This is a genomic window from Lactococcus hircilactis (assembly GCF_009601015.1).
Taxonomy (GTDB): domain Bacteria; phylum Bacillota; class Bacilli; order Lactobacillales; family Streptococcaceae; genus Lactococcus; species Lactococcus hircilactis.
In genome coordinates, this window is sequence record NZ_WITJ01000010.1 from 107,789 (window position 1) to 121,201 (window position 13,413).

Genomic DNA, 13,413 nt, shown 5'->3' on the forward strand with positions numbered 1-13,413 from the left:
TTGAGAGTGCAAAAACCACTTGTTGACAAGTAGTTTTTAAGTGAGTGTTTTACTGATAGGAAAATGTTGAGAGTGCAAAAACACTTGACAAATTCTTCTTCTACTTCAGCTAGTTTTACTGATAGGAAAATGTTGAGAGTGCAAAAACCATTCGGAAAAGCAGTCAACTCATCAAGTAGTTTTACTGATAGGAAAATGTTGAGAGTGCAAAAACACTCCTCATAATCCAAACGAAGAAACTTTCGTTTTACTGATAGGAAAATGTTGAGAGTGCAAAAACGGAGAGGACTACTGATGAAATTTAGATTTTGTTTTACTGATAGGAAAATGTTGAGAGTGCAAAAACACGACAACAAGAGTACAAGAAACGAATTAAGTTTTACTGATAGGAAAATGTTGAGAGTGCAAAAACTGTGTTATATAGTTAGCTAGAAAGCTGTGGGTTTTACTGATAGGAAAATGTTGAGAGTGCAAAAACGCAACTTATGCGCTCTATAATTTCTTATTTGTTTTACTGATAGGAAAATGTTGAGAGTGCAAAAACAAACCTTCAGCTATTGGAAAATCATATGCGGTTTTACTGATAGGAAAATGTTGAGAGTGCAAAAACAGACTTGCTCTTTTGACCAGTACGAAACTTGTTTTACTGATAGGAAAATGTTGAGAGTGCAAAAACAGGAACGACTGGCAGGGCTTGCTGTGGTTTGTTTTACTGATAGGAAAATGTTGAGAGTGCAAAAAATCAGAAACGCAATCCCAAATAATATATTAAGTTTTACTGATAGGAAAATGTTGAGAGTGCAAAAACCTTCTACATCAGGCTCATAGACAACTCCATGTTTTACTGATAGGAAAATGTTGAGAGTGCAAAAACACATTTGGTTGTCAATTGGTTGGCATACTGGTTTTACTGATAGGAAAATGTTGAGAGTGCAAAAACACATTTGGTTGTCAATTGGTTGGCATACTGGTTTTACTGATAGGAAAATGTTGAGAGTGCAAAAACTATTGTGTCTGATTGTAGAAGCCATTCTTTGTTTTACTGATAGGAAAATGTTGAGAGTGCAAAAACCTAATCTTGGGGATGTAGCAATTGTTAATGGTTTTACTGATAGGAAAATGTTGAGAGTGCAAAAACGCAAGAAGAAAAAATAGAACAACATCATTTTGTTTTACTGATAGGAAAATGTTGAGAGTGCAAAAACACAGAGCCTGGTCTTGAAAAAGTTGAAGGAGTTTTACTGATAGGAAAATGTTGAGAGTGCAAAAACGAGTGTGTGGCGGAATTCATTGAAAGCTATGTTTTACTGATAGGAAAATGTTGAGAGTGCAAAAACTTATTTCATCAAAGGTCATAGACCAGAAATGTTTTACTGATAGGAAAATGTTGAGAGTGCAAAAACACCACGACACGTTCAGTTATCTCTGCTCTAGTTTTACTGATAGGAAAATGTTGAGAGTGCAAAAACTATTCTTTGGTGATGGACGTAACCGTCTTAGTTTTACTGATAGGAAAATGTTGAGAGTGCAAAAACCGCTAGAAAAGAGAAAGAAAATGAATATTAGTTTTACTGATAGGAAAATGTTGAGAGTGCAAAAACTGACCTTATAAAATTGCTTCTCGGTGATGTGTTTTACTGATAGGAAAATGTTGAGAGTGCAAAAACTAGGTGTTTTTTTATCAAGTGTAACTGATAGTTTTACTGATAGGAAAATGTTGAGAGTGCAAAAACTAAATACTAATGTTCGTATCAAAAATAATGGTTTTACTGATAGGAAAATGTTGAGAGTGCAAAAACTTAAATCCGTAACCCTCAGTTTTAGAAGCTGTTTTACTGATAGGAAAATGTTGAGAGTGCAAAAACCATCCACAAGAGTGAATCCATTACTGTTCTGGTTTTACTGATAGGAAAATGTTGAGAGTGCAAAAACTGGGAACAATACAAGAATGTAACACGCTTGAGTTTTACTGATAGGAAAATGTTGAGAGTGCAAAAACCTCAAATTAAAAATTTTTGATTTTTGCTTCTGCACGTTTTCGTCAGTCCTGAAAATTCGTCAATGTTCAGGAATTAAGATAAAGGCGTTCAAGTTCGGAAAGTTCATCAAAATTACAAGAAAACTCTGGTGTCTCAAAACCTAAAATCACATTTAACACTTTCAATAATAACATATTTTGATAAGATTTCCCAGCCACTCTTGACTTACTCCCAATATTTGAAACGATTTCATAGAAATTCTCAATGAGCGCATCATCTGTCGCCGTGAATGTAGTCGGATAATGATTTTCAATACTTTTTCTAAAATGATCAAAATCTGGCATCTGACAATTTTCATCTGTCAAAACGACGGTGCTCGGAATGTCTTCGCGACAATAAACCAAGTCCAAAGCATTCTGACTTATGACAAGTGTTTTTAGAAGTCCCGTTTTTTCTGTCAGTACTGACAGCCCCTCAAGCAAGTCTTGTATCTTCTCGGTCATCAAAAAGCTTGTTGGATTGACCAAAATAATCCAACTTTCTTTAGGCTGATGTTCCAATTTCTTACTGAGCAGTGCCAAATATTCATCCACAAATTCATTGGCATCCATCATTTCCAAAGGGAAATCGTGATTTTCAGCTGCGTAGGACAAAAACAAATGATTTTTCAGCAAATCACCAAATGACAGCGCTGTCAAATTTGACGAAATATTATTTGAAACTTGTCGAAATTCATCATTAAATAAAAGTTCAATCTTGAGTAAATGATTTTTGACGGCTTCTAGTTCTTGAGTAACGGCTACATTTTCTGTCAGTACTGACAAAAAATCAGTCATTAAGCTTTTCTTATCAAAACTTACTTCCTGATACAAAGAGAGATTATCCTGCAAAAAATAAAAATCAATATTTTTAGCATTGAGCCGCTGATTTTCCCGATAAATCTCAATTCCATTTTCGCCGTAAACCAACTCTTCCAAGTCATTTAAGGCTTTTTTATTAGCAAAACGTTTCAAACTTCTAACAAGTTCGTGTGCCACTTTCTGATTTGGACCATAAAAGAATAACCGTGCCCTTTCGTCAAACTCAATAAACTGATTCTCTTCAATTTCTATTTTCATATAATAACCATTTTCTTATTGCCCACCGCCACTTCCTGTGGCGCTTTTTCACCGGTCAAAAAACGCCGATCATTGAATTGTTTTTCAGACACATACATCAGCTCAACTAATCCATTATAAGGTGTGACGCGTTTAAGCTGCTCCTCATATTTCAAAAGTTGACTTCGATTAGGCAATGTACGAACATAGACTGATTCTTGTACCATCACAAACCCAAGCTCAATCAGTTTTTTTCGGAAAACACGATAATACTTCTGCTCCTGTTTTGTTTCCATTGGCAAATCAAAAAAACACATCAATCGCAATTTCTCATACACCTCGCATTCCCTCCAACGTTATCTCCAATAAATTACCATTTTCTTGCATTGTTTTAATAAAAGAATTAACATAATCCAGCATCACCAAGTCAAGCGTTGTTTTCTTTCCGCCATGAATATAAGGCTGATTCAAGAAATCAATTAGCTGACAACGCAGCTCCCAACTCAGATATTTTGGATTTTGCGACAAAATATTTTCCAAAATATACCAATCCATCAACGGACGAAAAGGCTCCATCAAATCATCCACCAAATTAAATGAATTAAATTCATTCCGATGGAAAACTCCTAAAGTTGGAATCAACCCCAAACTCGTGACCAACCTTGCCATATAAGCGCGAATTATCGTATAACCATAATTCATCGCACCATTTTCCAGAGAATCCTGCTCACGAGTAAATTTCATCCCATAAAGACTATTAAAATAAACTTTTGCAGCATGTCCTTCACGATTCGTTGAATCAGCGAGTTGAAGATGGTCTATCAGCTCTTGCATTTTATCCGTGCGTTCCTTTTCGACTCCTTGCGCAAGGAGCACCGCTTTTTGATTACTCATTTTTTGGCGCATGATTTCTGTCCAAACTTCCTGACGCAACTGTTCCCTCCAAGAAACCTGTTCCAAATTTCGCTTCGCCGTCCGATGATATTGCCCAAATCCCATAAAAATACCGCAAGGAACATATTTATTATCACAGACAATCACCGCAATATTGTGTTGCGCCAATTTTGCCAATAATTTCGTTGTCAATGTTAAAATATTGCCCTCTAAAGTAATCGTCGCTATATCTGTCAGCGGAATTGTAAATTTATGTCCTCCTTTTTCAATTTCCAGATTATCAAGTTTAAGGCGAAGATAATCCCCGTCTTTAATCATCACATTTCTCCACGTCATTTTATTTCCTCATAAAACGCAAAAACTCGCCCAAAGGCGAGTCATGATTTCGGCATAAAGCCTTATCTTTGCAGATTCTCAATCATTTTCCTATCAATAAAAAGATTGAAATATGCTCCGTCGAGCATAGCAGTTCGTCAACTACCTCTTTATTGTAACAAAAATATTGAAACTCTGCAAGTATCGCGTAAGCCTTTTCTTAATTTTTTATCTTTAATTTTGGTTGATCTGATTCTTTCTCCGTGTAATACGGATTACCAAGAATATCGGTGTTGACTTTATAGAGTTTGTAACCTTCTTTAACTAATTTTTTTACAAATCGTCCATTTGGAGTAACTGCACCATAAAATTTTATTTCTTCTCTTCCTTCAAATCGTGCTTTATGAATAGGCTTTACCTCGCTTCTTCCGTCTGGGAAGATAGAACTATATAGCAATTCAATTTCTTCGCCCTTATCATCCACAACTTTCACACGATCATTCCGATACAGACTAAACCTAAATTCACTATTTCGCCCAATCGGTTTCCATAAGATCGTCTCATCTGCCTCAATCCCATGCTTCAACTTTTCATAAGCTGCCTCAGTAATTCCATACTCTCCATTTGTAAATTTCAAATCAGCATATTTCAAGCCTAAAAGCTCATATTGCTGCGTATCAGGATTGAAATAAACATCCGTCCGCCACGGTTTCAAACTCTGTAAGACAACTTTGTGTTTCGCATTTTCAGGCGTAATATCAATATGATTCCCAACTTTTGAGTCATAATATTTCAAGCTCACGACTTTCGGGCCATTATTGTGTTTCGCATATTTTGTAATAAAACCATTATCCCGACGATAAAGTTCAAAAGGAGAAATTGAAACCACCTTCACCTTTCCGTCAACCTGCGTTTTTTCCTCAAAATCAGGATAATCTTTAAGCACCTGCAATAATTTTTCCCATGTTTTTGGATCCTTTGCCTGCATCAAAAACTTAAGATCACCCTTTTTATTTGCATCGTCAAAGAGTTTCTTAAATTTCGCAAAATCATCAACATTATAGATATTTTTTATTGTCCCAAAAACATACTCGTCACTTACAAGCTCAGTTTTCCCACGTTTAGTGATTTCTGTTTCTTTCGTACGCGTTCCATAAATCGTCTGATTCGCAACGGCACGATTCGCTTTTTTATCTACCTTATGGCTGAATTTGACAGGATTTTCTGGATTGTCAATGTCATTTGCCAGCTCTACTTGTTTAAAAAGTGGAAAGTTATAAAGTTCATCAACTAATTTTTCAAAATCCTTGTTTTTGATAACTGCCCATTGTTTTAAAACTTCTGTTTCACGTGCTTTTTTAATTTGCTCTTTATCTTTTAAAATTTCGCCTGTTTCTTGATCAATATCAAGAAGTTTGACCGCTTTGTCAAATGCTTTTAGCAGAGGAAAGCTTGCGATAATACTCGCATCAATCGCGTGGTGATGGTGTGTGTCTCGTGTTTTTGCAAGTCCACCTGCGCTGTTCCACTTTTTACGCATTTGAGATGTCCATTTCCCACGAACCACTTTGACTTTTGTAGGGAGGTCGTTTGACTTGAAAAAACTATAAAATTCGTCCAGAACCACGCGCGACGCATAGCGTGTATCATTGAGATTGCGCTGAATAAATCCACGTCGAGTTGCGAGGTCATTGAGATCAACTTCACTTAAGAGATTATCAACTTTGGCACTGTGAGTAGTATTGTTAGTGTTAAAATAACCTTTTGTTGCTTTTACTCTTGCGATATACTCAGATTTAGTTTGTCCAAATCCTCCACCACTATTGATCCAGCCAAGCGGTGTTTGTTGGGCTTTTTCTTGATTACACCCCGCATGAACGAGCACTTTATTGTTTTGTGAGTCATCAAAACTGACAGAAATTGGGATAATGTGGTCAACTTCAAAACTGTCATTATTATTGATAAGTTGCACAGCCTGAATTTCCTTACCACAATAAGGACAAATACCTTCTTGCTGATACCAAAAGCGGACTTTTTGTGATAAGCCTTTAACTTTGCGATATTGTGCAAGTAAAGCACTATCTGAAATTGTCAGCTGTTGTTTGACGAATTCGTCAGCTGCATTTTTCTCTGCTTCTTGCGCTTTCTGGAACTTTTTAATATTATTTTTTACGTCGTCTTCATTGTCTTCACGTGGGAGTTCGATTACAACGTGTTCAATATTTTCACGTCCATAGCGCTTAGCAATCGCGTTGAACACATTAATCGCTTCGCGTGTCGATTTCGCAACGACAGGGTTGTAAATTTCTTCTGTGATTTTCTTGGCCGGAACATTTTTCAGCCCTACATATTTCTCATTATCAGGCTTCATCAATCCCAAACGTGTCAAAATCGTCATCTGCTCATCAGATGTGTTGAGCAACTCTGGAATGAGTAAATTGAGCGTTTTATACGAAAAACTGTGCCAAGTCGCACGACCATCAACGAGGAGATTTTTATTTTGTCCAATAATCAATTCTTTGATTTCGTCAGAAATATCAGCAAACTCTGCTCTATCAAGTTGTTTGCGAATTTCAGATTTTTCTGTGTTGAGTGTCAAAATATCAGCAACTTTATCAAAAAATTCAGTTACTAAATTGTTTGCTTCAATGTCAATCTCCGCTAATTCTTTGCGGAATTTTCGATATCCAGAAAGCGTGTGAATGACCGGTTTTTCAGACTTATCGATCCGAAATCCTTTTATATCCTCTTTCTTAGCACCTATGATCTTGCAGATTTGAACCAAACCAAATTGTCCATCAGCCCATTTTGCTGCTTCTAAAATTTTCTTTTTTGTTTCAGAACTAAGTTTGCCACTCTCCGTATTCGGAACAATCAAATTATTCAAGTCATTGAGCAAATTATAAGTCTGAGCAGTCAAACTAGAAGCTGAAGCCCGTTTTTCCCCATTTATTTTATCAGTACCAATAAGTTCATCAAAAAGATTGTCTAGCGTCCTGCCATCAATTTTATACACACCATAATCTGTGCGCGATTTTTCATTTCCAGGACCGATAAAATAATCACGTTTGCGACTGATTAACTCCACACTTTTCTCAATAAATTCATCCGTAAGCTCAGGATAAAACTCTTGTTGTTTTATCAAAATCTGGCGCGCTTCATCTGCGTAAGCTGAGGAAGGAAACACATTGAGCAAACTTGTTTCACTATCGACTTTGACCTGTCCACGCACTTGATTGTGATTTTTTAGTCGCTCCAACTGGATTTGACCAACTGTTTTTTCTCTCAAAAGTTGACGATTAATGTTGATAGAAGACTTATAATCGCTCACACCACTCGTTCCATCATCTTCCAAATCCCCTAAATCATAAGAAATTCCCCGTCGATTGACGATGTGATAAAGACTAGCAGCCAATTCTTCTTTTGACAACTGCTTAGCCAATCCATTGACACGCAATTCATAAACATTATTAAATTCAGTAACCAAAACATACCGATTTTTATCCTTGTCAAATTTGACAGGGAAATTATTCTCTGCCAATAACTTCATAAAATCTGACAAACGATTTTCACGCCGACGTGTCAGCCTCCGCAAACCACGAAAATTCCGTCTGTCTTGATTTCCCGCAGCATTTCCTGACGGAAAAATTCGACTCCCCAAATCAACAATCTCTTTTTTATCAATATCAACAATGCTCCAGCCGCAGGATGCAATCCCAATATCTAACCCAATACTATATCTTTTCATAATTTTCCTTTCAAATAAGCGGTTTCATAATACTTCTATTTTATCATTTCTTCACTTATTTTTCATAAATTGAATGAAACATTTTAGAAAATTTTTAATCAAATCAAAAAAAGAAGAAATTCATCTTCCTTTTTTAGTATCACATTATTTTTCTTGTGCTTTATTGAGTTGGGCTTGATCCCACGTCTCAATAAGGATTTGTTTATATTGAACATTTTCAGTCATTACTTTCGTGTGATATTGTTTTACTTTGACATAAGAAAAGCTTAAAAAGAGAGCTAGACTAGCGACTACTAAGATCAATTTTACTTTTTGATTTTTTTGTTTTTGGTCCATCAATAATCGAACTAATAGGATGGCTAAAATACAGAGGACTGTTGGAATGATAAATCTAAAACTTTTAAGTGGTTCAATCCCCAAAAACGAGGTCACAGGAGGAATAAAGTATGTCCCATAAAATAAAGCAGTCATTCCAGTAATGACCATTGCACGAAAACGTGTCAATGGACGACATAAAAGATAAAGCGTAAAGAGTTGAACACTTCCAATCACCAATGTCACATCACTGACATAGTCCTTATAATGTGCAACAAATTGTCCTTCGTTAAATACTGTATAAATTGGGAATTTATACGCAAGAATCAACATTGCAAAAATACAAATTCCAATAACAATCCCTGTAGGAACAGCATTTTTCATGATTTTTTTAAGAATATCTTCTTCGTTGCGTTTTTCATCCTTTTCAAGAACAAGTAACGCACTTGGAACACCAACGGTAAAGATCCCCATCAACATCAGATTAATCGACTCCAAAGGAAAGAGATGTTGTGTCAACACTAAAAGAACCGTTAAAACAAAGGTATAGATAACGCGCAAAAGATTCATACTTGCCACGCGAGTGATATTATTAATGACTTTTCTTCCTTCCTTTAAAATATCTGGGAGAACAGAAAAATCATTTTTTAAGAGTACGAATTGTGCAACAGATTTAGTCGCTTCATTTCCACTACCTAAAGCAATCGGACAATCCGACTTTTTCAACGCTAAAATATCATTGATTCCATCTCCAATCATCCCAACAGTATGTCCATTTTTTTGCAATGAAGCAATAATGTCACGCTTTCTCTCTGGCGTCACTCTTCCAAAAATCGTTTTTTCTTCTACCATTTTTTGAAAAGTAACCACGTCATCAGGAAAATCAGATTGACTGATATAATCCCCCACTAATCCAACATCTCCTGCAATGTTTGAAACAGTTTTTGGATGATCTCCTGAAATAATCTTAATTTCTGTTCCTTGATCAGCAAAATATTTCAGAATTCTTTTTGCTTCTTTTTTAGGTTGGTCCTTCAATAAAACAAGTGACACAATCCTATTTTGCGCGTGTTCTTGCTCAGACTTATGAGCTAATGCTAAAATGCGATACCCTTGATTAAGCGCATTTTGAATTTCCTTTTCTTGCTGAGGACTGCACGTATTTGCAACCAAATCAAATGCGCCCAAAGTAAATGTTCCTTCATTTTTAAGACGCATCGTTTGTTTCTTCGTTTCTGAGGTAAATGGTGTATAATCCAAAAGTTCAAACGTACGATGAGAATTGCCGAAATATTGTTTCAAAGCTACCATTGAGGAGTTTTGTTCTTCATCTTGAGTGATGAGATAAGAAATCACTTCAGCGATTTTTTGATGATCTTCTGAATAATAAAGGACGTTTTCAACGTTCATTTTACCCTCAGTAATCGTTCCTGTTTTATCAAGACAGAGCACATCGACCCGTGCTAATGTTTCAATTGTTGAGAGTTCTTGTGTTAAAACATTCATTTTTGAAAGTTTGACCACACCAACCGCTAAAGCTACAGAAGTAAGCAACACTAGCCCTTCTGGAATAAGACTTGTAATTGTTGCCGCAACACCAATAATTGCAACTTCTCTTTGACCACTCACTGCTAAATTCAAATGAGAAAAGAAAAATTGATTCAAAACGACAATGATCGTGATTGGAACAATCCCAATCACAATAATTTTTAATATTTTATCGATTTGTTGTTGAATTTTAGAGCGTGATTTTTTCAGTGTTGTTGCTTCTTTCATCAATTGACTCATGAAGGTTTGATCCCCAACTGCTTGGACTTGAGCTTTCGCACTTCCTTGCATGACTAAACTTCCCGAATAAATAAAATCCCCTATTGATTTTTCAATGAAATCTGATTCTCCTGTAATCATCGACTCGTCGACATACAACCCATTCTCAACAGCAACCGCATCGACCGGTACTTGTCCTCCTTTTTTTAGATAAAAAAGATCATTTAAAACAAGCGCTTCTTTAGCAATTTCGATATTTTTTCCATCTCTGATTACTTCAACATGACTTTCTTTGAGTAATGACAATTTTTCAATTGTCCGTTTTGCTTTAATTTCCTGATAAATTCCAATTCCAGTATTAGAAATAATCGAAAAAATAAACAACATGTTTTTATACGATCCAATCACTAATAAAACTAAAGCTAAAATAACATTCAATAAATTAAATAGCGTCATCGTATTTTTGATGATGATGTCTCGTGTCGAATTCCCCGCCTTGGTTGTTGTTATATTTACATGACCTAATTTTTTTTGAGTTTCAACTTCTTTTTCGGTCAATCCTGTTTTTATATTTGTTTGATTCAAAATTATTCTCTCCTCTGAAATGACTTGAGTTTCATTCTTCTATGTGTTGTTTCTATAATACCATAGACGAGCGATCCTTATTCTTACATTTTTGAAAGAATTCCAACTTTTTATTTTTTAGTATAAATTTTTTTATGATAAAAAGATCAAGCTTGAACGCTTAATCTTTTCGATTTTTTATTACAGTACTTGTTCCATCAAACTTATTTTTTTATTTCCTCGGTATAGTTCAATGATCGTCCAAAGTAATAAAGAAAGTACAAGGAAAATCAAACCACCTGATAAGAAATTTGCAACATTTTCCATTTGATCTGGGAAAAAATTCTTGATTTGATCTGGCAAGCCCATCAGATTAAGATAGGTGAGCGCAACCACAGAAAGCCATCCCAAAACTTGAATGATCCAGTTATTTTTAAAAGTCCCCATATCAGATTTGCTATTGGTCAGCATGAGAAGTGGAACGATTGAAAAAGGAAGTGCAAAAGCAAGAAAAACTTGCGAATTATTCATTAAGTTATTGATGGCTTCATGTTGCTTTGTGATGCTTAATCCTCTTGTCATCGTGACACAAATTAAGACTGGGATGACCGAGAGTAACCGTGTGATGAGTCGTCTTGCCCACATTGGCATCCTCATGTGGATAAATCCTTCCATAATGATCTGTCCGGTCAATGTTCCTGTGATAGTTGAATTTTGTCCTGATGCTAAAAGTGCAACAGCAAATAAAGTGGATAATGCACCCGTCTTTGCAACTTCTGCTAGAATACCATTACTCAGGACCGCTGGAGTAGATAAAGCGTCGTACAGTCCAAAGAATGACGGATCATCAATGACACCCGTTTTGAAAACCGCAACACCCATAATTAATAATAGCGCATTAACGACAAAGGCAATTGTCAGTTGGATATTAGAATCCCATGTTGAAAATCGCACAGCTCTTGCAACATCTTTTGGATCACGATGATTGATTTTTCGACTTTGAGAAATAGAAGAGTGTAAATAGAGATTATGTGGCATCACAGTTGCGCCAATAATTCCAAGCGCTCCTGATAGCGGAGTCATTCCAGCAATCTTAGGGGAACTTGAAAACGTTCGAACTTGAGGAATAAATCCAGAAAGAATTCCACTCCAATCCGGATTTGATAATGCGACTTGATAAACAAAGACAGCTAAAATCACAAGAATCAAACAAATGACGAGGGCTTCTATTTTTCTAAAACCGATGCGCGTCAATAAAAGAAGTAACAACACATCAAATACCGTGATAAAAACAGCTAAAATCAAAGGGATATTAAAAAGTAAATAAAGCGCAATTGCAGCTCCGATAACCTCTGCAATATCCGTTGCCATGATGGCAAGCTCTGTTAAAATCCATAAAACAATCCCTAGTGCCCTACTTGTTCTTGCTCTTATGGCTTGTGCTAAATCCATCTGACTTACAATGCCTAATTTTGAGGACATGTGTTGAAGTAACATGGCAATGAGACTTGAGATTAAAATCACTGAAATCAGTAAATACTGGAAGTTTTGCCCCCCAGTAATGGAGGTTGACCAATTTCCTGGATCCATATATCCTACAGCCACTAATGCACCAGGTCCAGAATAAGCAAGCAGTGTTTTAAAGAATTTTCCATCTTTAGGAACGCTCACTGTTCCATTAATCTCTTCAAGAGATTTCCCATTCGTATGAACAATCAACTTGTGCGGTTGATGTTGTTTTTCTTTCATTTTATACCAATCTAAGTTGAATCTTATTCAACAGTGTTATTTAACCGTTTTACTTTACATCCTTTTTAAAGCAGGATCTACTTCTCCAACGCGCTGCATCACATAAATATCTTCTTCAAGAAACTTTGGAATTAAGATGATTTTTCCATTATCTTCTTTTATGAGCATGGATTGATCTTCAAGACATTCGATCACTTTGATCAGGTGTGGAAATTCTACTTGAAGTTTTTGAAAATAAGATTTTGCCTTACTGCTGAGCGTTGTGATGTAATATCTTTTTTCTTTTTGCGCTTGTTTGAGTGTGATTTCAACCCTATTTTTCTTCCAAAATAACTCTGAAGGAATCTTGGAACCATGCGGATCAGTTTCTGGATATCCGAGATGAGCATATAAATACTCCACCATTTTGGGTGAGGAAGCGTGCTCTAAGTTTTCAGCCTCATCATGAACCTCTTCTGAGGAATAACCAAGTTCATCCACTAAAAATGTCTCCCAAACGCGATGACTTTTAATAATGAATCGCGCTTGAATTTCGCCACTATTTGTCAAACTCACACCGTGATAAGGTGCATAATCAACGAGCTCTTTTTTAGCTAATCTCTTGATCATCTCTGTCGCACTTGGAGAGGAGACTGCTAGTTTTTTAGCAATCAAGTGGATGCTCACAGCTGTTTTCGTCTCATTATTTTCAATCATATAAATACTTTTTAAGTAATCTTGTTCATTCTTAGATAATTTTAGCACAGCATTCTCCTTGATTAATTCTTCAATTATTATAGCACAGCCTTATTTATTTTTCAATAACTTTAGCCTATCCTATTTTAGTAATGATTTGCATACAAAAAAAGACCTAGTGGTCTTTTTTAACTTACCCTTGTCTTTTTGGGCGATAATAATAAGAGATGACGAGTCCCATTGCTGCGACAAGAAGGGTTGAGGCGATGATTAAGAAGATTCCCATCGGTCCATTTGCGCCTGTAAATGG

At 36.0% G+C, this 13,413-nt stretch carries 7 protein-coding genes and 1 CRISPR repeat array (1 of these 8 running past the window's edge); all 7 genes read right to left on the reverse strand.

What is annotated here, in order from left to right:
- A CRISPR array of direct repeats spans window positions 1–1,999; the repeat unit is 36 nt; unit sequence GTTTTACTGATAGGAAAATGTTGAGAGTGCAAAAAC (it extends 1,146 nt beyond the left edge of the window).
- A gap of 66 nt (window positions 2,000–2,065) precedes the next feature.
- The 7 genes from GHI93_RS08375 to GHI93_RS08405 all read right to left on the reverse strand — a co-directional run bounded on the left by GHI93_RS08375 (window position 2,066) and on the right by GHI93_RS08405 (window position 13,172).
- Window positions 2,066–3,097 carry a P-loop NTPase family protein gene (locus GHI93_RS08375; RefSeq protein WP_153496601.1) on the reverse strand — a complete coding sequence of 344 codons (1,032 nt, stop codon included), beginning with the start codon at window positions 3,095–3,097 and terminating at the stop codon, window positions 2,066–2,068.
- Complete coding sequence (gene cas2 / locus GHI93_RS08380; RefSeq protein ID WP_211368887.1) at window positions 3,094–3,393, reverse strand: CRISPR-associated endonuclease Cas2; 300 nt, start codon at window positions 3,391–3,393, stop codon at window positions 3,094–3,096. Before cas2 ends, GHI93_RS08375 begins: the two co-directional genes overlap by 4 nt.
- Window positions 3,394–3,406: 13 nt before the next feature.
- Entirely contained in the window at window positions 3,407–4,306 is a 900-nt protein-coding gene (cas1, locus tag GHI93_RS08385; protein WP_153496602.1) for a type II CRISPR-associated endonuclease Cas1, read from the reverse strand.
- A 199-nt stretch (window positions 4,307–4,505) separates the two neighbouring features.
- Window positions 4,506–8,033, reverse strand: a complete 3,528-nt coding sequence (gene cas9, locus GHI93_RS08390; protein ID WP_153496603.1) for a type II CRISPR RNA-guided endonuclease Cas9 — start codon at window positions 8,031–8,033, stop codon at window positions 4,506–4,508.
- Window positions 8,034–8,177: 144 nt separating this feature from the next.
- Window positions 8,178–10,700: an HAD-IC family P-type ATPase gene (locus GHI93_RS08395; RefSeq protein WP_153496604.1), complete on the reverse strand. Its 2,523-nt coding sequence runs from the start codon at window positions 10,698–10,700 to the stop codon at window positions 8,178–8,180.
- Between the two features lie 180 nt (window positions 10,701–10,880).
- Window positions 10,881–12,428, reverse strand: coding sequence for an Nramp family divalent metal transporter (locus tag GHI93_RS08400; RefSeq protein ID WP_153496605.1), 1,548 nt, complete (start codon window positions 12,426–12,428; stop codon window positions 10,881–10,883).
- Window positions 12,429–12,482: 54 nt separating this feature from the next.
- Window positions 12,483–13,172, reverse strand: coding sequence for a metal-dependent transcriptional regulator (locus GHI93_RS08405; protein WP_343030348.1), 690 nt, complete (start codon window positions 13,170–13,172; stop codon window positions 12,483–12,485).
- Window positions 13,173–13,413: the final 241 nt, after the last annotated feature.